This window comes from Lysinibacillus sp. K60 (genome assembly GCF_019731275.1).
In the GTDB taxonomy this organism is placed as follows: Bacteria; Bacillota; Bacilli; order Bacillales_A; family Planococcaceae; genus Lysinibacillus; species Lysinibacillus capsici.
The window spans coordinates 651,189-673,713 of the sequence record NZ_JAASJR010000002.1; the positions used below are offsets into that span (position 1 = coordinate 651,189).

General features: G+C 38.6%; 25 protein-coding genes and 1 pseudogene. 19 read left to right on the plus strand and 7 right to left on the minus strand.

All coding sequences use genetic code 11. The features are described from left to right. Positions 1-7 precede the first annotated feature (7 nt). The 3 genes from HCH28_RS07030 to HCH28_RS07040 all read left to right on the plus strand — a co-directional run bounded on the left by HCH28_RS07030 (position 8) and on the right by HCH28_RS07040 (position 1,925). Entirely contained in the window at positions 8-808 is an 801-nt protein-coding gene (locus HCH28_RS07030; RefSeq protein WP_221680363.1) for a hypothetical protein, read from the plus strand. Between the two features lie 160 nt (positions 809-968). Then, on the plus strand, positions 969-1,436 hold the full coding sequence (locus HCH28_RS07035) for a DUF4259 domain-containing protein (RefSeq protein ID WP_221680364.1): 468 nt from the start codon (positions 969-971) through the stop codon (positions 1,434-1,436). Positions 1,437-1,457: 21 nt separating this feature from the next. Then, entirely contained in the window at positions 1,458-1,925 is a 468-nt protein-coding gene (locus tag HCH28_RS07040; RefSeq protein ID WP_221680365.1) for a hypothetical protein, read from the plus strand. Positions 1,926-1,986: 61 nt separating this feature from the next. Here the strand turns inward: HCH28_RS07040 and HCH28_RS07045 are convergent, their stop codons facing one another. Together HCH28_RS07045 and HCH28_RS07050 are read right to left on the minus strand one after the other, a co-directional pair. Next, positions 1,987-3,021: a YdcF family protein gene (locus HCH28_RS07045; RefSeq protein WP_221680366.1), complete on the minus strand. Its 1,035-nt coding sequence runs from the start codon at positions 3,019-3,021 to the stop codon at positions 1,987-1,989. Positions 3,022-3,136: 115 nt separating this feature from the next. Beyond that, positions 3,137-4,303, minus strand: coding sequence for an immunity 26/phosphotriesterase HocA family protein (locus HCH28_RS07050; RefSeq protein WP_221680367.1), 1,167 nt, complete (start codon positions 4,301-4,303; stop codon positions 3,137-3,139). A gap of 183 nt (positions 4,304-4,486) precedes the next feature. Here HCH28_RS07050 and HCH28_RS07055 point away from each other — a divergent pair, with 183 nt between their 5' ends. The 4 genes from HCH28_RS07055 (at position 4,487) to HCH28_RS07070 (ending at position 7,068) form a co-directional block, all read left to right on the plus strand. Next, the gene (locus HCH28_RS07055) at positions 4,487-4,921 is read left to right on the plus strand and encodes a GNAT family N-acetyltransferase (protein ID WP_221680368.1); all 435 of its coding nucleotides are present in this window, start codon (positions 4,487-4,489) and stop codon (positions 4,919-4,921) included. Between the two features lie 12 nt (positions 4,922-4,933). Further along, positions 4,934-5,425 carry a nucleoside 2-deoxyribosyltransferase gene (locus tag HCH28_RS07060; RefSeq protein ID WP_221680369.1) on the plus strand — a complete coding sequence of 164 codons (492 nt, stop codon included), beginning with the start codon at positions 4,934-4,936 and terminating at the stop codon, positions 5,423-5,425. Further along, the gene (locus tag HCH28_RS07065) at positions 5,425-5,739 is read left to right on the plus strand and encodes a YbjQ family protein (protein WP_221680370.1); all 315 of its coding nucleotides are present in this window, start codon (positions 5,425-5,427) and stop codon (positions 5,737-5,739) included. Before HCH28_RS07060 ends, HCH28_RS07065 begins: the two co-directional genes overlap by 1 nt. 366 nt (positions 5,740-6,105) lie before the next feature. Then, positions 6,106-7,068 carry a helix-turn-helix transcriptional regulator gene (locus tag HCH28_RS07070; protein WP_221680371.1) on the plus strand — a complete coding sequence of 321 codons (963 nt, stop codon included), beginning with the start codon at positions 6,106-6,108 and terminating at the stop codon, positions 7,066-7,068. 31 nt (positions 7,069-7,099) lie between these two features. On the opposite strand, the gene HCH28_RS07075 is transcribed toward HCH28_RS07070, so the two are convergent. Next, complete coding sequence (locus HCH28_RS07075) at positions 7,100-7,531, minus strand: hypothetical protein (RefSeq protein WP_221680372.1); 432 nt, start codon at positions 7,529-7,531, stop codon at positions 7,100-7,102. Positions 7,532-7,624: 93 nt separating this feature from the next. Here HCH28_RS07075 and HCH28_RS07080 point away from each other — a divergent pair, with 93 nt between their 5' ends. The 6 genes from HCH28_RS07080 to HCH28_RS07105 all read left to right on the plus strand — a co-directional run bounded on the left by HCH28_RS07080 (position 7,625) and on the right by HCH28_RS07105 (position 13,967). Continuing rightward, entirely contained in the window at positions 7,625-9,313 is a 1,689-nt protein-coding gene (locus HCH28_RS07080; protein WP_221680373.1) for an AAA family ATPase, read from the plus strand. A gap of 198 nt (positions 9,314-9,511) precedes the next feature. Further along, positions 9,512-10,021, plus strand: coding sequence for a TetR/AcrR family transcriptional regulator (locus HCH28_RS07085; RefSeq protein WP_054550387.1), 510 nt, complete (start codon positions 9,512-9,514; stop codon positions 10,019-10,021). A gap of 92 nt (positions 10,022-10,113) precedes the next feature. Next, positions 10,114-10,533 carry a DUF3995 domain-containing protein gene (locus tag HCH28_RS07090; protein WP_221680374.1) on the plus strand — a complete coding sequence of 140 codons (420 nt, stop codon included), beginning with the start codon at positions 10,114-10,116 and terminating at the stop codon, positions 10,531-10,533. A 45-nt stretch (positions 10,534-10,578) separates the two neighbouring features. Next, positions 10,579-11,196 carry a histidine phosphatase family protein gene (locus HCH28_RS07095; protein ID WP_221680375.1) on the plus strand — a complete coding sequence of 206 codons (618 nt, stop codon included), beginning with the start codon at positions 10,579-10,581 and terminating at the stop codon, positions 11,194-11,196. 78 nt (positions 11,197-11,274) lie between these two features. Then, the gene (locus HCH28_RS07100; RefSeq protein ID WP_221680376.1) at positions 11,275-12,111 is read left to right on the plus strand and encodes a D-alanyl-D-alanine carboxypeptidase family protein; all 837 of its coding nucleotides are present in this window, start codon (positions 11,275-11,277) and stop codon (positions 12,109-12,111) included. A gap of 593 nt (positions 12,112-12,704) precedes the next feature. Then, positions 12,705-13,967: a polysaccharide deacetylase family protein gene (locus HCH28_RS07105; protein ID WP_221680377.1), complete on the plus strand. Its 1,263-nt coding sequence runs from the start codon at positions 12,705-12,707 to the stop codon at positions 13,965-13,967. Positions 13,968-14,015: 48 nt separating this feature from the next. Here HCH28_RS07105 and gltS read toward each other — a convergent pair whose 3' ends face one another. Together gltS and hutG are read right to left on the minus strand one after the other, a co-directional pair. Next, on the minus strand, positions 14,016-15,200 hold the full coding sequence (gene gltS / locus HCH28_RS07110; protein WP_221680378.1) for a sodium/glutamate symporter: 1,185 nt from the start codon (positions 15,198-15,200) through the stop codon (positions 14,016-14,018). Then, positions 15,197-16,162 (minus strand): formimidoylglutamase, encoded by a 966-nt coding sequence (gene hutG, locus HCH28_RS07115; RefSeq protein ID WP_221680379.1) that lies wholly within the window; start codon positions 16,160-16,162, stop codon positions 15,197-15,199. The genes gltS and hutG overlap by 4 nt, the downstream gene beginning before the upstream one ends. Before the next feature lie 140 nt (positions 16,163-16,302). Here hutG and HCH28_RS07120 point away from each other — a divergent pair, with 140 nt between their 5' ends. From HCH28_RS07120 to HCH28_RS24955, 6 genes and pseudogenes are all read left to right on the plus strand, one after another. Further along, complete coding sequence (locus HCH28_RS07120) at positions 16,303-17,190, plus strand: LysR family transcriptional regulator (protein WP_048392528.1); 888 nt, start codon at positions 16,303-16,305, stop codon at positions 17,188-17,190. 150 nt (positions 17,191-17,340) lie between these two features. Beyond that, positions 17,341-18,576: an acyl-CoA dehydrogenase family protein gene (locus HCH28_RS07125; RefSeq protein WP_221680380.1), complete on the plus strand. Its 1,236-nt coding sequence runs from the start codon at positions 17,341-17,343 to the stop codon at positions 18,574-18,576. Continuing rightward, a complete protein-coding gene (locus tag HCH28_RS07130) occupies positions 18,573-19,349 on the plus strand; it encodes an SDR family oxidoreductase (protein WP_221680381.1) in 777 nt (258 codons plus the stop codon). The genes HCH28_RS07125 and HCH28_RS07130 overlap by 4 nt, the downstream gene beginning before the upstream one ends. A 13-nt stretch (positions 19,350-19,362) precedes the next feature. After that, positions 19,363-20,406 carry a phosphotransferase family protein gene (locus HCH28_RS07135; RefSeq protein ID WP_221680382.1) on the plus strand — a complete coding sequence of 348 codons (1,044 nt, stop codon included), beginning with the start codon at positions 19,363-19,365 and terminating at the stop codon, positions 20,404-20,406. A 275-nt stretch (positions 20,407-20,681) separates the two neighbouring features. After that, positions 20,682-20,915: a DUF3955 domain-containing protein gene (locus HCH28_RS07140; RefSeq protein WP_221680383.1), complete on the plus strand. Its 234-nt coding sequence runs from the start codon at positions 20,682-20,684 to the stop codon at positions 20,913-20,915. Between the two features lie 237 nt (positions 20,916-21,152). After that, positions 21,153-21,302 (plus strand): annotated as a pseudogene (locus tag HCH28_RS24955) (alpha/beta fold hydrolase); the annotation flags it as partial. Positions 21,303-21,382: 80 nt separating this feature from the next. On the opposite strand, the gene HCH28_RS07145 reads toward HCH28_RS24955, so the two are convergent. Together HCH28_RS07145 and HCH28_RS07150 are read right to left on the minus strand one after the other, a co-directional pair. Beyond that, complete coding sequence (locus HCH28_RS07145) at positions 21,383-21,805, minus strand: hypothetical protein (RefSeq protein WP_221680384.1); 423 nt, start codon at positions 21,803-21,805, stop codon at positions 21,383-21,385. A gap of 142 nt (positions 21,806-21,947) precedes the next feature. Continuing rightward, positions 21,948-22,523, minus strand: coding sequence for a GNAT family N-acetyltransferase (locus HCH28_RS07150; RefSeq protein ID WP_221680385.1), 576 nt, complete (start codon positions 22,521-22,523; stop codon positions 21,948-21,950). Positions 22,524-22,525 lie beyond the last annotated feature (2 nt).

Sequence of the window (22,525 nt, forward strand, 5' to 3'; positions counted from 1 at the left end):
GAGAGTAATGGACCAAAAAGCAAGGAAAATATTAATGCAAACCTATTGGCAATATGGTCGATGGCGTTCAGGTGGTTATACCTATACAGAAGAAGATTTTCAATATGCTAAAAGTAAGGGCTTGATGTTTGATCGATTAACGATTTCCCATGATGAATGTGTACAAAGATTGCAGCAGCTTCATGAGAAATTTTTAACAAAGGAGCTTGTGGTAAAGGCATTTTTGCATAGCTTATCGACGCGCAAAGTACATTTACGCAGTGCCTTCTCGAGCTGGGCTCTTACGCATGATTTACCAATGCATACGTATGACGAACAACCTGTGGCATTGGTCTCCTATAGTGGCTGTGGCTACTGTAATGAGCGGAAAATCATGTCCAATGATACGTATGTCAATGAAGATTTAAATGTGCTTAATTTTGAACGCATCAAGTGGGGAGGGGTTCGCCTCAATTGGCTTGTTTATTGTTTACTAGACTTAGAATGCCTAGTGAAAGAACAAGAAGCATTGAATGTAAGTGAGGATGACGTAGCCATCTTAAAACAGATGGTAGCAGCAATAGAATCCTGTAACGACACAGATGCAGCTAGACAGCTTGAAAAGCGCTGGAAAGATGTTTTCAAGTCCAATCAACATGAACGAGATGTGGTCATGGAAATCTGGGGTTACGCGGGACTACTCGTATCAAAGGATGATTATCGCAAGGAGCGTGGACGTGGAACTGATTTTATGTCAATGGCTACTTGGAGAGGACAGGATGGCTATTTACAGGAAAAGATGAAGTTTTACTTTGGCTCCTACCTATAAAAAGGAGCAGTATTCGATCAAAAAACTGACCAAAGGATGCTGAGAATTATTGATATAGCGAAGGAATTTTAAGAGCGCATATCATAATGGACTGCTGCCATGGTCATGCACTAATAATGTGCCAATTTTATGTTTACTTAAAAAAGAGAGGTGCAGTGAGATGGGGGCTTGGGGATACAAAGCATTAGAAAGTGATGAAGGGTTAGATGTAGTGGCATTTTTACAGGAGTTTATGGAACAGCATAAGGAATCCAATCAGCTAACATTATCGGGTATTGTAGAGGCAATGAAACAGCAAGGCTTTTTTGGTAAAACATTGGAGGATATTGATTTTTTCTATGATATAAGTGCCCTGGCTTTGGCAGAACTTTATAGTCAATATCTGCATACGGGAACCATTTATGGTCAAGAAAGTAAGGATAGGCAAATACAATGGATAGTAGATGAAAGCTCTTTGACATTTATATTGCGGTATTTACAGGACATTAGAGATGAAGTACCTGATCAACATGGTAGTAGAGAGATTGTAGAATTATGGCAAGAGTCCAAGAGTTGGCCAGAATGGCAGTCCAACTTAGCCTATCTTATTCAGACGGTGGAACAAGCGATTAACCGTTTGCCACAATAAAAATAGTTGGAGTGATTGGAAATGACCTATGATTTTTGGATGATGGCTTCCATCATGGAGTTGGTTGAATATCCAGATGAGACAAGCGATGACTATATAGCACATCCAACTTTACAGACGATCATGGATGTGCTTGAAATACAAGTACCAATAGCAGAGATTTACGAACGTTATTTTGGTCAATCCATTCATACAGGACATGTTTTAGTATTTGCGAATAAGAAGCAGCCACATGTCTGTGTGGTACTTGATACTTATCGAGATCCGCTCGATCAACTGGATTTAATTCAATTTGGCTGGAGAGTGAACACAAAAGATGTTCACCTAGTAAGACAACTGACCAGAAAACTATTTGATAATTGTGAGGAGAGGATTCGTTATGAGGAAGGGCAATCCATTCTCTACCAGGTATTACAAGAACAACACTATCCTCGAAAACTTTACTATGAGACATTATATGAACAACAGCTGAAGAAATTTTGGGTATGATAGCATCAAAAAGGATTCGTAACACCTTCTATAAAAAGTGTACGAATCCATATGCTAGAACCTATACAAAGAAAAAGCTGAATAGAGATAACGCAATCGAAATGATCACAATAGGTCCAATCATTTTCATATGTCGTTTTCGTGCCATTACAACAATCGCTACATATTCACGAATCATCGCATTTGGCCAATAATAAAAGGCTGTCTTAGAGCCAATGCCCTGACTATCTAAGCCTGCGAGTCTTGCATAAATACCCGCACGAAAAAGATGAAAATTATTCGTGGTGAAAATACTGTTGTAGGCTTCACCCTGTTTCTGGGCATCCATAAGCTGCTTAGAAAATAACATATTTTGATAGGTATTCACAGAGCGGTTCTCCTGAAGTGTATGCTCAATGGGTATGCCTTTTTCAATCGCATATCGTTGCATCGCTTCAGCTTCGGGTAGATTTTCATCAGGACCTTGTCCACCAGAGAAAATAATGGTAGGTGGAGTAGTTACTGCTGCTTGCTTGTGATAGAAGTCAATTGCCTTTTGAATTCTACTAGCTAAAAGTGGAGGCACCTTATCATTAATTAATCCACTGCCTAGTACAATAATAAAATCTTGATTCAATCGAGGGCGATTGAATTGGTAAAGAAAATAAGCAGATAAAAAATTGGATAAATGGATAAAAAAATAAAACGTAATGAGTGAAATTCCACCGAAAATGGGCTGGAGGTGGACTGAAAACAAACTTGCTGGATTGATAATCGGTAATAGGATAAAAAGTAAAATGCCAATGGCCACAAGTAATGTTAAGGAATTGGCTAAACGTCTACCTTCTCGCTTCATTAATACTCTCGCATTTAAAAATAAACCAAACATTAAAGCAACAATGCCAAAAGGAATTAAGATGAAAAGAGCAATTAGTGGAATAATGACAATAAGCCTTAAAAAGTAATGGTCAGATGCCAAAGATAGAATGACGCAGAATAGCAGAAATGAACAGACAAATAGATTAAATAATAGCCCGTTGATCATTTTTCTTGGGTCTTTGAAGTAAGAAATAAGAAAAACGATGAAAAGAATCAGTGGAATAATGCCAAAATACATACAAAATGCACCTCTAGTGATGGAGTTGGTTAATGATATCTCTATATTATAAGTAATTATTGGATGAAATCAACCATCGATGAAAAAGTGGAGGGGGAGCATCTAGAAGCTCCCTCTATTTTTTTTGTGTACGATGATAGGTTTTATTGAGGTAATGAATATATTGGGTGCGGGTCAATCCACCCGTTTGGCGATTAAAGTCATCGTAGGAGATATCTTCTGGAAAACTAAATTCAGCGAGTGCCCGCTGACGATCTTCGCGGAAGTGAGGATGATCTAGCGACTCTGTTACAATTCCTTCCTCTTGCTTCAACCAATCACTGGCAACACCTGCATAGACACCATGATTGGTAAAACGGCTAGCTGTTTGATAGGAGGTGGAATGTGCAGGTTTACTAATTGTTCCTGTCCCCCAGGATAGACGATATCGAGGCTCTTTCCCATAGTTTAGTGTCACACCATAGCCCATTGGAAATACAATATCGGATTCTGTTAACATTTTATGGCCTATCTTTTCATAGCATCCTCGCATAAAATGGTCATCCATCACAATATGGGTTTGAGGGGCCAATGGAGCAGATATGATTTCCTCAAGAGAAGGCTTGCGCTCTGTCGTTGTCAACAAATAGGGCCGTACAAACAATGGCATTGTCATTACATTATGCCAAATACTATCTTCTCCAAATAGATGATCCTTTTGCATTTGACGTAAATCGCCAATGACGAGTACATAGCCATCTACAAATAAATCGATTTCTACACGAAAAATATCACCTGGCACAGTCTTATAGCGTAGACTTTTCATCTTGGTTAGCTTTTCTAGCTTGTCTGAGTAATCAGCAGGAAGCTGGGAGGGAAATTGCTCTAACCAATTCAAGAGAGCCGACTTAGTCGTTAAATGCTCAAAGCCTGTTAATGGTAGCTGGTAATATGTTTTAGTGTTACGAGCTGTAATATAGCTAGATGGATGGTTTTCATTACCTAGACCAGCAGAAAAAACAACGCCTGCAGCTTTCACAGCGGAGATATTGGTATAATTCAATTTCTTTTCTTTTCCACGCGCGGTTTGAGGGACAATGACTTCACGATTACGTGTTAAAATGTCGACATCCGCTTCTTGGTAGCTATGCTCATTCACGAAAATTCTTTTTTTAATGAGATCACCTTCAAGGCAAATAAAATAATCCTCTCGAATCGGAATCGTTTCCCAATGTGCTTCTAAAGTATGTAGGCCGAAATAGGGGCGCAATGAATTCGTTAACCAACTAGTAAATGGTGCCAAGCGGATTTCCTCCTAGCTATTGTTTTGTATTTTGGTCAAGTATACTGAATTTGGTGGGTGTCGAAAATAGTTTAGATGGAAAATAGTTACTTTTATGCAGTAGTAACAATTGCTTTTGGAGCAGATGCCTACCTTTTTCTTCAGGCTATAGAACTGCTATAATGACAGACAGAGGTGATGAATATGCATATTGTGACGATTGAAGGCATACCCTATGCTTGGCTTGAACAATTACAAGAAATCCACGCTCACGTTTTTAATGGAGCAAGTTTGCCACTCGAAAAGCTAGAAAAGAAAGAAGGCCTTCTTTGCATATTGGCAGTGGAAGGTGACACATTGATCGGCTTTAAACTAGGCTACCCACATCCAGATGACATTTTTTATAGTTGGTTAGGTGGCGTTCATGTGGCACATCGAGGTCAGGGAATTGCAAGTCAATTAATGAAACAACAGCATGAACATATTAAGACATTAGGCTTTTACAAAGTTCGTACATACGGAAGAAATACATTCAAAGCCATGCTCATTACCAACCTCAAACATGGTTTCGATATACTATCAACATTTATTGATGAAAAAGGCAGACATAAAATTATATTTGAAAAAACAATTGATTAAGGAGTTTTATACATGAAAGCATATTTAGCAAATGGGTTATTTTCGTTGGGCGATCGTTTTGTAAATGAACAATTAGCAGCAGCTATTCGCGAGGCAGTGCCAGGCATCGCATTATACGTACCCCAGGAGAATGAAGCCATCAATGATAAATCTGCCTATGCAGATAGCTTAGCGATTGCTCAAGCAGATTTAGAGATGCTACAGAGTAGCGATGTTCTGATAGCTGTATTAGATGGGGTGGAAATTGATTCTGGCGTTGCCGCAGAGATAGGTGCGTTTTCGATGCTGAATCGTCCTATTATTGGTGTGCTAACTGATGTTCGTCAGCAAGGGCGGGACAATATGCAAAAAATAGAGGCATTGATCCGAGATGGGCTAGAGAATCAGTTTGTTTATCGTAATTTATTTGTTGTGGGGTTAATTAAACGCAATGGCGTGATTACATCTTCTATTGAAGAGGCTGTAAAAGCAATACAAAAACTACAGAACGGGGAGGCATCATGATGCTATTAGCTACATCAGACATTGTGGCAGGAAAAGATATAATGGAAACATTAGGGCTAGTGAAAGGGAATTCAGTTCAATCTAGGAATATTGGTCGTGACATGATAGCAGGACTTCGCAATATTGTAGGTGGAGAAATGAAGGAGTATGCGGAGATGCTTGTGCGCTCTCGTGAAATTGCCACAGAGGCAATGGTAGAGGAAGCCAAACAATTAGGTGCAGATGCAGTTGTAGGCGTTCGTTATGCTACTTCATCTGTAATGGATGGTACATCCGAAGTATTGGTATATGGAACAGCTGTAAAATTCAGATAAAAGAGTAGCAGGACTTTCATTCAATGAAAGTCCTTTTTCAATGGTTAAAAAGTGACACATTCATCTAAAATGCTGTAAAATTTTAGTTAATTATGTCAAAAATACAGTCTATTGTGCTGCTTGAATGGTGATTTATTATAGGATGCGTATAGTACAAATTATACCAATAAAGTAGAAGTTTTATCTTGATTCAGTTTATAGATAAGAGATGAATGCACAAAATGGTTCTCTTTGATTTAGTGGGTGTTAACATACCAACTGAATCAAGATAAAAGCCTTAGCGGATGTCACAGATTTTGAAGAGGAGCTTTTTGAGCAACTCGCAAAAAATCAGGACACAATCTGTGGGAGGGCCATTTATGGCCAATGTATTGCAAGCTGGGCATGATAGAAGAAAGAGTGGGATATATGGTAGATTCACAACAAGGCAAAGGCTATCGCGTTCTATCGATGTTTGATCGATTGATGGATGGCCAAGGAATCAACAAGAAGCAAGAAGCATTGACACATCAGGTTGGTGAAAAAACCATACAACGGGATATCGATGAAATTCGTACGTATCTAGAAAAGGCTAAGCTAGATTACCATTTACAATATGTGCGTTCAGAAAAAGTGTATAAATTAATAAATACAAAAAACAATCGTTTATCTAAAGAACAGGTACTAGTCATCGTTAAAATTCTGATTGCCTCAAAAGCTCTCGTAAAATCGGATATTGGTGAGATCGTTAATCAACTTCTCTCACATGTAGCAGTCGATCCACTGTTATTAAATGAAAAAGTTGTATATGAAGATATTCATCAAAACAAGTCATTATTGTCCTTGATATGGGGAATTTCCACAGCCATTCAAAAGAGAAAGGTTATTACCATTGATTATTTACAGGAGGGTGAAGCGATTCCAACTGCAAAAATTTTAAAGCCGCTCGCTGTTATCTTTTCAACACATTATTTTTATTTAATAGGAAATAATCAAGACACCCCAACTGTTTACAGAATGGATCGTATTCAGCATTTTCGTGAAATGGCTATCCATTTTGAATTTCCATCTGTACATCCATTACAAGTAGAGGACGCTAATGACCTTACTCATATACGTCTTCTCTATAAAGGTCGTTCTCCTGAAATAGTCTACAGTCGTTTCCCAACAGCCCACCTAGTTTCACAAAACAATCATGAATATGTTTTTGAGGCAGAAGTGTTAGAATATGGCGTGAAAGAGTGGTTGCTAAGTCAAGGAGCCGATATGGAGGTATTAGAGCCAATTGAACTGAGAGAAGAAATCATTGAGACCGTACAAGCTATGCAGCAAAATTATCGTTACATATAAAAACCCGTGCGTACATGCACGGGTTTTACGCTTACTGAAACAATTGTTTGATAAATGTCATATCGATATCCTTAGTGAGCTTATAATCTTTCATATAATTTTCCTCATATAAATAAACAAATAAATGCTGGTCATCATCTAAACGCAAGCCAATTTCCCTGTTGTCATTAATTGAGAGTGTTAGCCAGTATGCTTCATTAGAATCAGAATTCGAAAACCACACTTTTTTTAAAGGTAGGTCCTTGAATGGCTGCATAATTTGATTGATTTCTGCTGCGTCAGTAATCGTTACTGTTTTTTCATCTGAGGAACGAATAATTTCAATCTCATGAATTTCCTCCATTTCGAGACGTTCTGTTACCTCTGTTGTAAAATCGGTGTCTCGTGTTAACAGCATTGTCGAGATATACAGAATAAGTAGTGGTAGTAAAATGCCTAGAAGTAGCTTGTATCTTTTTTTCATGCTCGTCTCCTTAAATTCTAAAAATTCGCACATATGTATTCTTTTCCACGCTATAATTGAGCATATACTGAAATGATGAAGGAAGGCAATTAAATGACACATAATCATGAAGAAAAAGAACTATTTTACCCCAGTGGAATCATCATGTATCGAGGTGGCGTCAAAAAGAATGATTTCGGTCACGATATTTATGACGGCAAAGGCTCGCTATTTGATCAAGAGGGAGAATTATTATTCGAGGGTGAATTCGTCAATCATATGAAGCAAGGCAATGGCATTATGTATTTGAAAGGACAACTCATTTATCAGGGTGAATTCATACAAAATAAAAAACAGGGTCATGGCATTTTATATAAGGATGGGCATATTCATTATGAAGGTCATTTTCGCAATGATTTAATGGATGGCTATGGTGTTTTATACTATGAAGAAGAAGTAATTAGCCCTTATCAAACACTACGAGCACAGTATCCACATTTAAATCAACCGCAGTATGAGGGTGACTTTGTCCATGGCATGAAAAAGGGCAAAGGCAAGCAATACTATCCAAATGGATTTTTACAATATGAGGGTGATTTTATTTGGCATCACATGCAAGGGGCTGGGAAGCTATATTATCCTACGGAATCACCAACAGCTGAGGAGCTTGCACGTGGTGTAACTACACTTCACTATGAAGGTCATTTCTTTGAGGACTTAAAGCATGGTAAAGGCAAAGTATATTCTAGGGATGGAATTCTAGAAGCGGAAGGGCAATTTAAAGAGGATATGATGACAGGGCAAGGAACGCTCTATTATGCCAATGGGCAAGCTTCCTATATTGGTGACCTCGTTCAAGGCAAAAAACATGGACGAGGTGATTATTTTAATGAAGAAGGCAAAATTATCTATAGTGGTGAATTTATCAACGATGAACGGTTGCGCATTACACCTGAAGTCGAGCAAGAGATTGCCAAGCTACAAAAACAATTAGATAGTCTTGTAGGTCTTCCGAATGCAAAGAAGGAATTACATAATTTAATAAACTTTATTAAAATTCAAAGTCTGCGTGTGGATCATGGTTTAACAAGCTTTCCTATTACGTATCATCTTGTCTTTTCGGGCAATCCAGGCACAGGTAAAACAACAGTGGCACGCATTATTGGCCAAATCTACAAGCATCTTGGCGTCCTTTCAAGTGGGCATTTTGTGGAAACAGATCGTGCAGGGTTAGTCGCTGGCTATGTTGGACAAACAGCATTAAAGGTTCAGGAAGTCGTTAACAAGGCAAAGGGCGGGGTACTTTTTATTGATGAAGCCTATTCATTAATGAATGATAAACAGGATGCATTTGGGAAGGAAGCTATTGATAGTTTATTAAAGGCAATGGAGGATCTACGTGATGACTTAGTAATTATTGTTGCGGGCTATACAGAGCTAATAGAAGAATTTTTACAATCTAATCCAGGCTTTAAATCTCGCTTTAATCATTTTGTACAATTTGATAATTTTAGCACGGATGAACTCTATGATATTTTTGCGATGCTTTGTCAAACGAACGATTATCAATTTGGTGAAGCATTTGCCCAACATATGAAAACACAGCTACGTCATATGCCGATTGAAACCATCCCTAATTTCTCGAATGGTCGTTATATTCGAAACTTGTTTGAAAAACTAGTGACGATTCAATCAAACCGATTGATTCAACAGGCAATAATCTCGAGAGAAGAACTCATGACATTTGAGGAGCAAGATATTTTACAGGGCATTGCAGAAAAGTTGTTTGACAATACTTTTTAAGACAAGGAGTAGACGCATGAAAAAGCTATTAGTGTTTATTTTAGTATGTGCATGTATTTTACCACGTCTAGTAACAGTTCATGTTACAGTGAATAATAATATTAATGTACGCCATAAAAACGATAAAAGTTGATGAGAGATGTATAAAGTGGTAATATAAGACAAAACATGCGCTAACGTATTTTTTGGAGGGCAATTATGCAAGTAACGAAAGAGGATTGGATTAGAGCGGGTCTAGAGCAATTAGCAGAAGCGGGGATTCATAAAGTACGTATTGAAGCACTTGCTCGATCATTAAACATTAGTAAAGGTAGCTTTTATCATTATTTTCGTGATCGTCAACAACTTTTAGATGCCATGCTAGACTATTGGGAAAACCACGCAACAAAGGCCATTATTCAAAATATGGAGCAAGTTGATGCTACTTTAGAGCAGCTTTTACGGATAAGTTTTCACAAAAATAAAAAGATGGAGATAGGCATTTATGCTTGGGCCAAATATGATTCAGATGTCGCAAAGCGTATCGTTCAAATAGAGGAGCAGCGAATAGCCTGTGTGGCGACACTCTATCAAAAAAGTGGTATCAGCATAGACGAATCCACTGATCGTGCAAGATTAGCTTATTTAACCTATATAGGCTGGATGACACGATTTGAAGCCAATCCTCATTTCGATCTTGAAAAAATGATTAAGCTGTTAATACAGTAAGAAGGTCTCTCAGAGCTAACATGGGCTTTGAGGGACTATATTTAACGCTAGAACATACGGTAGCGTATGTAAATGTGAAGAGGAGGTAGAACATGTTTATTTTATCAATTGTCGCAGTGGGACTATTATGGCTCATTAGTATCCTACATATTTATTGGGCCTTTGGTGGTCGATGGGGTACAGAAGCTGTTATTCCTATGAAAGAAGGCAGCCAACAAGCTGTTTTTACGCCTAGAAAATGGGGCACGCTCTTTGTTGCCATGCTGTTGATGCTAGCAAGTGGTATCATCCTTGTTCAAGGAGGCTTCATGCCATTTTTTCAAGCCTCTATTTTTTCAAAAGTAGGAAGTATCGTTTGTGCGCTAGTATTTTTGCTACGAGCAATTGGTGATTTTAAGTATGTTGGTATTTTTAAAACGATTAAGCATTCCACATTTGCTCAAAATGATTCAAAATGGTATAGTCCTTTATGCTTGTTTCTTAGCTTTGTGTATGTGCTGGTGCTAGTTTAACAGCAATTTTACTTTAACAAGGGGAGCAGAACGGGGGAAATAAAAATGGAGCAAATGATTTACTTACTTCGTCATGGTGAGACGAATTATAATACGCAAGGAAGATATCAAGGACAGCTTGATTCACCACTCACTGAGCGTGGTCGGGAGCAGGTTCAGCAAAATGCACGCATGCTGAAATCACTTATTGGCGATGCAGATGAATGGACCATCCTATCAAGTCCAATGGGAAGAGCCATGCAAAGCACAGCCATACTTTGTGAAACTCTTGGCTATGACAGCAGCAAGGTGAGGCAGGATTCACGTTTAACAGAGGTTGCTGTGGGACAATGGGCTGGATTAACCATGGCGGAAATACAGCAACAATGGCCTGCCTTGTTAACGAACACGGATGCCTTCAATTGGTATTTTCGTGCACCAGATGGGGAAACCTATGAAGCTGTTGTAAGCAGATTAACTGCTTTACTTGAAACGATTCAACCACTTTCAAAAGTGATTGTTGTCTCGCATGGCTTGACTGGTCGTATTTTACGCGGCGTCTATGCGGGTCTAAGCAAAGAAGAGACACTCAAGTTAGAGGTTTCTCAAGATGTAATGTTCAAATTAACAAATAAAGAGATTACAAGAATTAGTTCAAATTTCGATGATGATTTTTACCTGTGAAAATATTTGAGCTCATCCCATTTTTCTCAAGGAATATTCAGAAATGCCGCCTCTTATAATGTGTAGGAGGCGTTTTTTATGAAAAAATGGATGTTATTAGGCTGTATTTGTATTATGGTTTTCTTATTTTATTATACAAGCAAAACATATGAATTTACGCATCTAGAACTGCCATCATTACATAGTCAAAATGCTTTGTTACTCAATGAACAGGGCGATGTATTATACGAAAAAAATGCGGATGCTATTATTTATCCTGCATCCTTAACAAAGATCATGACAGCCATCGTTGCCATAGAGATGACAGATAATTTACAAACACAAACCATTGTAGAGCCCCAAACGATTGCAAACTATACGGCACAAAATGCTTCGATGGCAGGCTTTCAGGCAGGAGATTTTGTCACGATGGAGGATTTATTGTATGGTACACTCCTTGCCTCAGGTGCCGATGCAACAGGAACACTTGCAGATGCTGTCGCTGGCAGTGAGGACAAATTTGTCACGTTGATGAATAACAAGGCGCAAGAATTAGGCATGCATAACACACATTTTGTTAATACCAGTGGCCTACATGATGAGGCACATGTATCCAGCGTGCGGGATATCAGCAAGCTTCTGGGATATGCATTAGAAAATCCTACCTTTTATCAAATATTTACCTCAAAAAGCTACACAACCTATGTACCCAATCAATTAATCATCACAAACTCATTATTTACAAAATTACCGGGTCTAGACAGTCCGATAATAGGTGGAAAAACAGGCTATACCCCAGAAGCAGGACTGTGTCTGGCGACCATAATCGAGAAAGAGGGGAAATCTTTTTTATTCATTACAACCAATGCTCCTAGCTATATATGGACCCCACCCCCACATATTGAAGATGCCCTAACTGCTTTTGAAGCATTATAGGAGGAAAATAAATGAAAAAACCTCAACTTTTTCATGGTTCCTAACGTCTTAATAGAAAGGGGGGATTATATAGCTGAGGTTCAGTGGTGGATAACCAGCTTTTTATAGGTAACCATCAAATACGGGGAGAGCTATTCCTAAAAGTGAGGGAGCAGCTACACAGGGATGAGAATCCGCTCTTGAAGGTGTAGAACCCGCTCCAAATTGGAGGGGAGCCGCTCCAAGAGGTGAGAGCCCCCGCTCCAAAAGAGGGTGAAGCCGCTCCAAATGAGAAGGAACCCGCTCCCAGTAAGGAGAAGGTCGCTCACCTAAGTCCGTAGTCCGCTAGCAGCATGAAAAAAAGGAGCTATCAAAAAATCTACAAAATAAGCCACCATCATTTAATTAGCATAATATATGCATAGTTTCTCAGTAAAAAGGGAAGGAGGAATGTAGAAGTATTTACTAAAATACGGATTTTAGCAGCATCGTAAAAGGGAATCTAGTTGATTATTACTATTTTATGGCAGGGTTGTTTACTCTATAATGAAAGTTAAATCTTAGCAATTTTATAGCAAACAGACATGGAAGACATCTAAGGGCGGTGTAGAACAATGAAAAAATTTTTACCCTTTGCCATCGTTTTGACGTTTATGATGTGCATCTTGGCAGGGCAACTTTCAGTAAATGCTGAAGGGTCAGTGGTGATTCACAAGGTAGTCAAAGATACGGTTATTTTTGAAGAAGCTTCTACGAATAGTGCGGAGATCGGGGAACTTTCGAAAGGTAGCTTTGTTTCAGTAACAAAAGTAAGTAAAGGTTGGACACATATTCAAACGCCAGAGCAGGAGGGCTATGTCACATCTGATGCTTTAGTCAAGTTGAAGTCTGAGGGATACCTAGTGATTCAAAAGGGAGGTACAACATTATTTACAGCCCCAAGTCAACATGCCCAGCATGTAGGACAGCTCTATGAAGGACGAATAATTTATGTATATGGCACAGCACCTGGTGGTTGGTCTTTCGTTCAATATGGCGAGGAGATAGGATATGTAGCGACAAACGCATTAAAAAAACCAGCTCCAACGAAGAAAAAAATTAATGCTGTTGCTGGTGCTGAAATGCGTTTAACAGCTAGTCCAAACGGAGAAGTACTTGGTACACTTCCCAATAAAACAACTGTCCAGTATTACATAACACTTGCTGGTTGGGCTTATGTAGAAGCAGGCGACCTAAAAGGGTATGTCAAAGCTTCTGAGCTAGCAGATATTCAGTTAATAGATAATAAAGTTTATAATAAAGGTGTGCCAGTAGCGAAAGGCGCAAAAAAACGGGTAGCCTTAACATTTGATGATGGGCCAGATGCTAAGGTCACACCACAAATTTTGGCAACGTTAAAGAAATACGATGCCAAGGCTACATTCTTTATGGTAGGTAAAAATGTGTCAAGAAATGCTACAATCGTTAAACAAGTCTATGAAGCAGGACATGAAATCGGAAACCATACCTTGAGCCATAAAAAATTAACGACCTTATCAATAACAGGCGTTAAACAAGAAGTCAATGGCACAAGTAACGCTATTTATACAGCCATCGGGCAGTATCCAACTGTTTTCCGTCCACCCTATGGAGCGACCAATGACCAAGTACGTTCTGTCATGACAATCCCCTCGATTTTGTGGTCGATTGATACACTGGATTGGAAACATCACAATCCAGATAAAATTTTAGCGTATGTCAAAGCCTCTGTAAAAGATGGGAGTATTATTCTAATGCACGATATCCATCAAACGACAGCCAATGGTTTAGAAAATGTTATTCTTTATTTACAAAAACAGGGCTATGAATTTGTTACAGTAAGTGAGATATTACAATAATAGAAAAGCTTTGCAATCGTCTACTCAGTACGAATGCAAAGCTCTTTTTTATTTAAATAAATTGATAGTTGTAATAATAATAGGAATCCCAAATACGTCAATTAAAAATGCGCCAACAATCGGTACGACAAGAAAGGCTTTTTTAGAAGGCCCGAAGCGTTGCACAACGGCTGACATATTGGCCATGGCATTTGGTGTTGCGCCTAGACCATGTCCTGCAAAACCTGCTACCATAACAGCAGCATCGTAGTTTTTGCCAAGTAATTTAAATAACACAAAAATACTAAATACAACAATAAAGAATACTTGCGCAAAAACAATGATGAATAATGGTAGTGCCAAATCAGCAATTTCCCATAATTTAATACTCATGAGTGCCATGGAAAGGAATACACCTAATGTGACATCTCCAATTAATGAGATGCTTTTCATATTAATGGCTTCAGGTTTGAATTTATCCATAATATTGCGCACTAATACAGCCACAAACATTGCTCCTACATAGCCAGGTAGAACGAAACCTGTTGCTTCTGAGAATAGTGTGCCGACATACGTACCAACAGCCATACAGAAAGTAATTAATAAGACTTGTGTAAAGAACGAATCCGATGTAATTTGCTCATTTTTATTTTCATATTCGACTTCTTCCGATTCTTGTTCATCTGGTGTTAAATTATATTTACCTACTAAATATTTGACAATTGGTCCACCAATTAAGCCACCAGCAACTAGACCACATGTTGCGGCAGCAGCACCAATTGTCATAGCTGAAGAAATCCCTAAATCTTCTAAGGTTTGGCCAAATGCAGCTGCAGCGCCATGACCACCCTCCATAGAAACGGTACCCGCCATCATACCGATTAAAGGATGGATCCCCATAAGTGAGGCCAGAGATACTCCAATGACATTTTGCATTAACGCTAGGAAGCCACATGCTAGCCAGTAAATAATCAGTAATTTACCACCGAGCTTTACAAGTTTAAAGCTTGCACCTAAGCCAATTGTCGTAAAGAAAGTAATCATAAATAAGCTTTGTAAAGAAGTATCAAGTGATATTTCTAAAATACCCGTTGTTTTTAAGATGGTAGCAAGAGCAGCGAACAATAACCCACCAACCACTGGTGCTGGGATACAGAAACGCTTTAAAAAGCCTATTTTATTGATAAGAAAGCTTCCAAATGCAAAGAGTGCAACAGCTAGGAATACCGTTGTAATTTGATTAATTTCGATCATGAACCTTGCCCCCTAAGTAAGTTGTTCAGTGCCTCATACACAAAATAGGCACCTAATTTCACTGTACGTCCGTTTTCATCTAATAACGGATTGACCTCACAAATATCAAATGAATGGGTGTGAGGGTGTGAAGTGACTTGTTGCAAAATTGAGCGTACAGTCGATGGGTCAAGCCCAAACGGTGATGGAGCACTTACACCTGGAGCAAATGCTGCGTTCAATACATCCATACATAATGTTAAAAGAATATAATCATGCTTATCCATAAAATGGTGTAATGCATCCGTTAATTGTTGTTGATAGGCTACCGTCATTTGATCCTCATAAACATACTTCACGTTTAATTCATCAGCTTTTTCGAAAAGTTCTCTTGTATTGCCGTAGCGTTGAATACCCACAACAAAATAGTCAGCATGTGGATCCTGCTCTAAAATTTGACGGAACATCGTACCTGACGAAGGCTGTTCATCATATGGTCGTAAATCAAAGTGAGCATCTATATTGATGATTCCGATTTTAGCTTCCTTTGGTAGAGCAGAACGAACGCCTAAATAATGCCCATACAGCGTTTCATGCCCGCCACCTAGCACTACACATGATAAGTTTTTTTGTAGGATTGTTGCTACGACTTCACCAAGCTCACGTTGGGCCACCTCTAAAGCATGGTTTAGACAAACGATATTGCCAACATCAATAATTTGCTGATCGTCCTCAAATGTCCACGGTAAACTGGCTAAGCCTTCTCGTAGGGCGTTTGGACCATTTGCTGCCCCTATACGGCCTTGATTTCGACGTACCCCTTCATCGCAGATAAAACCAACGAGAGCTGCACTTTTCTTATCTGAAGCGCTTACATCATTAATCGCGACTCTTTTTACTTGTTGATGTAAACGAAAGCTGCTTGTATTTGTCGTTGAATCTATTCGGCCTTTCCATTGTTTTTGATCTGTCATTGTGTACATAAACTTATCAACCCCATTGTGAATATTATTGTAGTAAAAGTATTGTTGTAATTCATTATATATTCACATAATTATAATTACTAATATATAATTAATATTAATCTATAGCTTTTAGCTATAAATATAGGAGGTATCTATAGGTGGACATTAAACAATTACACTATTTTATCGCTGTTTCAGAACAGATGAATTTCTCAAAAGCCGCAGAAAGACTGCATATTTCGCAGCCTTCGTTAAGTAATGCGATCAAAAAATTAGAACAAGAGATTGGCTCCCCTTTATTAGAGAGAAATACTAGAAATCTGCAATTAACAGAAGCTGGAGAATTACTTTTTGAACGAGCAAAAGTTATTGTAAAAAATATGGAAGTGCTAAAAATCGAAATGGATGAAGTGATTGTTCATGGCACAAGGGACATTACCATTGGTGTCATGGAATCTATTAAGCATTGGCTGCCAAAGGTAATCGCCAACTATAAAAAAGACTATCCTCACATGAAAATTCACTTAGTCGATATTTTAGGTAGTAAGCGGGTGAAAAAATCCTTGAAAAGCTATAAAACTCATTTAATCATCACCAATCAGCTAATGGATGATCCAGAGTTGGAAGTTCAAACTTTATATGAAGAACGGTTGGTCGCAGTATTACCTTTACATCATCCGTTAGCCCAAAAGGATACTTTAACCATTTCAGATATTTGTGAAGAACCATTTATTATTAGTACCGAGGGCTTTCAAACAAGACGAGATATCTTAACGTCATTTGAACAGGCTGGTAAAAACATCAATATTCAATTTGAAATTGAGCGTTTTGAAACCGCTGTATCACTTGTACGAGAACATTTAGGAGTGACCATATTACCTGAAAATTACTTGCAAGGACCGACTGCCAAAACGATTGTAAAAAAAGAAATAGAGGGTCTGAATTTAAGTCGCAATGTCTATCTAGTGTACTTAAAAAACCGTCATTTACCATTAGCCATCCGACAATTACTGAAGGATATCGTACAGTTTTTTGAAAATAAATGATGTAAGTCCATAGTAATGAATTTTCTCTTTTATTAGAAAATTCAAAAATAGAACATTGCTTTACTAGAAAAATAGCGGTAACATTTATTGTAAGAATGAAAATGAACATTCATTCATTTTGCGAAGTTCAAGCAAAGGGGGTATCTTCTAATGAATTTTTCCTATAGTGAAAAAGTTGAGAAGTTACAGGACAAGCTGAAGAATTTTATGGCGCAATACATTTATCCAAATGAAGCCGTTTATGCTGCACAGGTTGAGGCAATGGAGGATCGTTGGGGAGCGATTCCACCGATTATGGAGGAGCTGAAGCAGAAGGCACAACAGGCAGGTTTGTGGAATTTATTTTTACCAGATAGTGAATATGGGGCAGGTTTAACCAACTTAGAATATGCACCTTTATGTGAAATCATGGGCCGCTCACTTCTGGCCCCCGAAGTGTTTAACTGTAATGCACCTGACACAGGCAATATGGAAGTACTTGTACGCTATGGATCGGCACAGCAAAAAAAACAGTGGCTTGAACCATTATTACGAGGCGAAATACGGTCCTGCTTTGCGATGACGGAGCCAGCCGTTGCATCCAGTGATGCTACAAATATTGAGGCAAGCATTGAACGCGATGGAGATGAATACATTTTAAATGGCCATAAATGGTGGACAACTGGTGCTGGGGATCCTCGCTGTAGGGTGGCTATTTTTATGGGCAAGCATAAAGATACAACGGCCCCTATCCACGAGCAGCAGTCTATGATTCTCGTACCGATGGATACACCAGGGGTAAAAGTGGAGCGTATGCTAACGGTTTTTGGCTACGATCATGCACCAGAGGGACATGGTGAGGTTACATTTACCAATGTGCGTGTACCTGTGGACAATATTTTATGGGGTGAAGGAAAAGGCTTTGCCATTGCGCAGGGCAGACTAGGGCCAGGGAGAATTCATCACTGTATGCGTCTTATTGGTGCCGCAGAGCGTGCATTAGAGGAAATGTGTGTGCGTGTACAAGCACGGCAGGCATTTCATCGACCACTAGCAGATCAAGGGGTAATGCGGGAGCGCATTGCGGAATCTCGGATGGATATTGAGCAAGCAAGACTTTTAACATTGAAGGCTGCTTATATGATGGACACGGTAGGCAACAAAGAGGCAAAGGCTGAAATTGCCATGATAAAGGTAGTTGCTCCAAATATGGCACTCAGAGTCATTGATCGAGCTATCCAAGCATTTGGTGCTGCTGGGGTAGGGCCAGATACAACGCTTGCTGCACAATGGGCTAATTCTCGTACATTACGTTTAGCGGATGGACCGGATGAGGTGCATCGTAATACCATTGCTAAACTAGAATTGAAAAAGCATGCCAACAAACAAGAGGAGCTGGTGAAATGACGGTCCTAGAGTTATTTAGCTTAAAAGGTAAAACAGCGATTGTGACTGGTGGCGGACGTGGGCTCGGCGCACAAATTGCACAAGGATTTGCAGAGGCAGGAGCCAATGTGGTCTTATGCTCACGAAAGGTGGAGGCGTGTGAGGAGGTTGCCGCAGGACTCGAAAAGCTTGGTGTTCAAACATTAGCCCTAGCCTGTGATGTCACAAAGCCTGAGGATATTGCCAATGTGGTAGCCCAAACGATTACAACATTTGGTAGAATTGATATTTTAGTCAATAACAGTGGCGCATCATGGGGAACACCTGCCATTGATATGCCCTACGAAGCCTGGCAAAAAGTATTTGATGTCAATGTCAACGGAACATTTTTATTTAGCCAAGCCGTTGGCAAAATTATGCTAGAGCAGAAAAGCGGCAAAATCATTAATATTGCTTCTATTGCTGGGCTAGGTGGTACGCTACCAGCCTTTATGGATACGATTGCCTATAACGCGAGTAAAGGGGCTGTCATTACTTTAACGAAGGATTTAGCTGTCAAATGGGGGCCACAGGGAGTCAATGTCAACGCCATTGCGCCAGGTTTTTTCCCTACAAAAATGTCCAATGTCTTAATCGAACGTGGACAAGACTATTTGATGGGTGTTACACCGTTGAAACGATTAGGCTCCGAAAATGATTTAAAGGGTGTGGCTTTATTTTTAGCAGCACCAGCTTCGGACTATGTAACAGGGGATGTCATTGTAGTAGATGGGGGCATGAGCTCCATTATTTAAGGAGGGAAATAGAATGGATACGATGCAAGTAAGGTCAAGTGAACGTTTAGATATGGATAAACTACATGCCTTTTTAGACAGTTATTTCACTGAGCTTCCACAGGGGAAGCTTGAAATAGCACAATTTAGTGCGGGACATTCCAATTTGACGTATTGTTTAAAAATAGCTGATTTTGAAGCTGTTCTACGTCGTCCTCCTCTTGGACCAGTTGCCAAAAAAGCGCATGATATGAAGCGGGAATTTACGATTTTATCGGCACTGCATCCATTTTTACCATCGGTTCCAAAACCATATGTCTATGTGGAGGATCGAGACATTATCGGTAGTGATTTCTTTTTAATGGAGCGCAAAAAAGGTATCGTCCTTGATACACATTTTCCAAAAGGCACAGAGCCAACAGAGGAGCTAGCACGTCAATTGTCTGAAATGATGGTCGATTCTTTAGTTGCATTACATGCTATTCCTTATCAGGACACACCGTTAAAGGATATCGTGAAGCCTGACGGATTTCTTGAAAGACAGGTGCATGGCTGGATTGAGCGCTATGAAAATGCGAAAACAGCAGAACATGCAGAAGTAGCAATGTTAACAGAGTGGTTAAAAAACAATCTTCCATCCAATCAAGAGGCAACCATTATCCATTATGATTATAAATTGAATAATGCAATGTTCTCCGAGGACTATACCGAAATGATTGGCCTTTTTGATTGGGAGATGGCAACAGTAGGGGACCCACTTGCTGATGTTGGTGTAGCAATGAGTTATTGGATGCAAGCGGATGACCCAAAAATGCTATTATATGCACTTGGTGAACCACCAGTAACTGTATTACCAGGCTTTTATACCCGACAGCAATTTATTGATCGTTATGCGGAGAAGAGTGGGCGAGATGTGTCAGCTATTCATTATTACTGCACATTTGCTTATTTTAAATTAGCCGTTATTTGTCAGCAAATCTATTATCGCTATGTTAAAGGGCAAACGCAGGACGATCGCTTTGCTCAGATGGATAAAATGGTCGCTGCCCTCATACAACAAGCCTCTAAATCAATATGATTTTATGGAAAAACGGTTACTTTTAACAAAGTAGCTGTTTTTTAGAGCTCATTATAACAGATTATCCGACATTAATTTATATAATTATTTATGCTAACTCGCACAAAATTTACTCAAAAAACATAATAAATCACGTACAAGAAAATAAAGGAGGGGGAACGTTTGTTCTTTTGGTTAGGAGTTTTAATCAATAATAATTTATTGTTTTTCAATAAAAAATAATTGACTTATAATAAAAATAACGCTATCATCAATACCCACAAGGATTTAATAATATGGAGGAAGAAATAATGAAAAAATATTTACTTGCCACAATTCCGATGATCATGGGGATCGTCTGTTTATTAATAAAAGGCCTTATAGGAGATGAGATACTAGCAGATGGGACGATCGTAGAGAAGAACTTCTTTTTAATACCATTGAGCTATTTATTTATCTTTAGCGGCATACTTACATTCGTGATTATGGCGTTATCTTCTACATTCAAAAAGCAAACTTCCGTATCATAATGCTAAAAACAGGCCCTGAATAGGAGCCTGTTTTTTTATAACCATGTTTGATCTAGCTTATCACTGTAGTCGTGAATAGCTTTTTTATAATCTTGAATGCCTTGATGTTTGGCTGTGCGTAATATAATCATACTTGCCTAGACCTACAAAAATTGGCTTGTTAACTTGTAGCATTTGTTGTAAAAGGTTCTGCTCCGCAAAAGCTACTCCCCATAGATAATCACTAATTTCCATATATATTTAGTAGCCCCTATCTCATTATGGGATGCAGTAGATCATATTCTCAATGTAAAGAAAGTCATTTTTGAAAAAAGTGGTCATAATCCTATGTTTGAAGAACCTGTATGTTTTAATGAACAGCTAATTCAATGGATAAACGAAGGGTAGTCGAATGGCTGGTTATGCTGTATAGCAATTAACCAGCCTATTTTAATAATGAAAAGAGAAAAGCCAGAGTATCAACTACCTCAACAAGCTTTACGTATTGCATCAATGTTTTGACAGTCCATAATGACAGGCCGTGCCCTATCATCGATTTGAAGGAAGTACCCGCAGCAGCTTTGCGGAATAAGATAAATGAAGTATAATCCTAGAAATTGGCTACCATCTGAGAGGTATACATCTACTAAAGTCCCTGGTTCAAAACATTCTAAGTGACTACAAATACAGCTTTGACAATGCTTTTTAACTTGATTTTGTTTCTGATATTTTTTTTCAAATTGGGGACTATTATAATATTTAATTTTATAAGAATCTTCCTCAATAATAGGATGATCTACGCTGGGAGAGTGACCAAAGTAAACATTCTTTGATTCACAATAGCATTTAGCAAATTTATGATAATTGTTAAATTCCCAATTCATTCGTGTTAAATATCTGTTTCCATCCATTTCTAAAACGCTCCTTTATGATGACAATGTCATGCTAGCATGAGTCATCTATTTCTAGTCTATGTGAAAGAGCCCTTTAGGAGATGGTAAAATGTCCATTTATCTGTACAATATAAGAAAAGACTAAACTCATTAGTAGAGTTTAGTCTTTCAAGTCGTAATCGCCTTTCAATAAACCGTATATCTCTAAATCAACAACACCCTTGCCAGACCATAATGAAGCTTGTCTCAAAAGGCCTTCTTTTAAAAATCCACTTTTTATCAGAACCTTTTTCGAGGGTTCATTTAAAGGCATGACTTCTGCCTGTATTCGATTAACATTTACCTCTTCCAATAAAAATTTTACGATTGTTGCAACTGCCTCTGATGCAATGCCTTTTCCCCAGGATGCTTCAGCTAAATAGTAACCAATTGTTACCATATTTGCTTTTTGATTAAAGTCCATTGCTTCGATAATCCCTACTAGTTTTTCACTTTGTGATTTTTCGAAGATTCCCCATTTAATCCTGCTTTTCTTTGTATAATCACGTTCAAAATGGCCAATCATTTTTTGAACGGTTTGAAGGTTGTGTTTTGGGATGATGCCACAATACTCAAATACCTTGTCATTATCATAAATAGCAAATAGCTCTTGTAAATGTGATTCTTCTATTTTTTTAAATTGTAAATTAGCTGAATGTAAGGTTGGGAATTGCTTAAATACTTTCTCAATATTCATCG

What these genes read in the sequence shown, in the direction of transcription:
- HCH28_RS07030 (WP_221680363.1), top strand. Translation starts at nt 8, where the DNA reads ATGGACCAAAAAGCAAGGAAAATATTAATGCAAACCTATTGGCAATAT.
- HCH28_RS07035 (WP_221680364.1), top strand. Translation starts at nt 969, where the DNA reads ATGGGGGCTTGGGGATACAAAGCATTAGAAAGTGATGAAGGGTTAGAT.
- HCH28_RS07040 (WP_221680365.1), top strand. Translation starts at nt 1,458, where the DNA reads ATGACCTATGATTTTTGGATGATGGCTTCCATCATGGAGTTGGTTGAA.
- HCH28_RS07045 (WP_221680366.1), bottom strand. Translation starts at nt 3,021, where the DNA reads ATGTATTTTGGCATTATTCCACTGATTCTTTTCATCGTTTTTCTTATT.
- HCH28_RS07055 (WP_221680368.1), top strand. Translation starts at nt 4,487, where the DNA reads ATGCATATTGTGACGATTGAAGGCATACCCTATGCTTGGCTTGAACAA.
- HCH28_RS07060 (WP_221680369.1), top strand. Translation starts at nt 4,934, where the DNA reads ATGAAAGCATATTTAGCAAATGGGTTATTTTCGTTGGGCGATCGTTTT.
- HCH28_RS07065 (WP_221680370.1), top strand. Translation starts at nt 5,425, where the DNA reads ATGCTATTAGCTACATCAGACATTGTGGCAGGAAAAGATATAATGGAA.
- HCH28_RS07070 (WP_221680371.1), top strand. Translation starts at nt 6,106, where the DNA reads ATGTATTGCAAGCTGGGCATGATAGAAGAAAGAGTGGGATATATGGTA.
- HCH28_RS07075 (WP_221680372.1), bottom strand. Translation starts at nt 7,531, where the DNA reads ATGAAAAAAAGATACAAGCTACTTCTAGGCATTTTACTACCACTACTT.
- HCH28_RS07080 (WP_221680373.1), top strand. Translation starts at nt 7,625, where the DNA reads ATGACACATAATCATGAAGAAAAAGAACTATTTTACCCCAGTGGAATC.
- HCH28_RS07085 (WP_054550387.1), top strand. Translation starts at nt 9,512, where the DNA reads ATGCAAGTAACGAAAGAGGATTGGATTAGAGCGGGTCTAGAGCAATTA.
- HCH28_RS07090 (WP_221680374.1), top strand. Translation starts at nt 10,114, where the DNA reads ATGTTTATTTTATCAATTGTCGCAGTGGGACTATTATGGCTCATTAGT.
- HCH28_RS07095 (WP_221680375.1), top strand. Translation starts at nt 10,579, where the DNA reads ATGGAGCAAATGATTTACTTACTTCGTCATGGTGAGACGAATTATAAT.
- HCH28_RS07100 (WP_221680376.1), top strand. Translation starts at nt 11,275, where the DNA reads ATGAAAAAATGGATGTTATTAGGCTGTATTTGTATTATGGTTTTCTTA.
- HCH28_RS07105 (WP_221680377.1), top strand. Translation starts at nt 12,705, where the DNA reads ATGAAAAAATTTTTACCCTTTGCCATCGTTTTGACGTTTATGATGTGC.
- gltS (WP_221680378.1), bottom strand. Translation starts at nt 15,200, where the DNA reads ATGATCGAAATTAATCAAATTACAACGGTATTCCTAGCTGTTGCACTC.
- hutG (WP_221680379.1), bottom strand. Translation starts at nt 16,162, where the DNA reads ATGTACACAATGACAGATCAAAAACAATGGAAAGGCCGAATAGATTCA.
- HCH28_RS07125 (WP_221680380.1), top strand. Translation starts at nt 17,341, where the DNA reads ATGAATTTTTCCTATAGTGAAAAAGTTGAGAAGTTACAGGACAAGCTG.
- HCH28_RS07130 (WP_221680381.1), top strand. Translation starts at nt 18,573, where the DNA reads ATGACGGTCCTAGAGTTATTTAGCTTAAAAGGTAAAACAGCGATTGTG.
- HCH28_RS07135 (WP_221680382.1), top strand. Translation starts at nt 19,363, where the DNA reads ATGGATACGATGCAAGTAAGGTCAAGTGAACGTTTAGATATGGATAAA.
- HCH28_RS07140 (WP_221680383.1), top strand. Translation starts at nt 20,682, where the DNA reads ATGGAGGAAGAAATAATGAAAAAATATTTACTTGCCACAATTCCGATG.
- HCH28_RS07145 (WP_221680384.1), bottom strand. Translation starts at nt 21,805, where the DNA reads ATGGATGGAAACAGATATTTAACACGAATGAATTGGGAATTTAACAAT.
- HCH28_RS07150 (WP_221680385.1), bottom strand. Translation starts at nt 22,523, where the DNA reads ATGAATATTGAGAAAGTATTTAAGCAATTCCCAACCTTACATTCAGCT.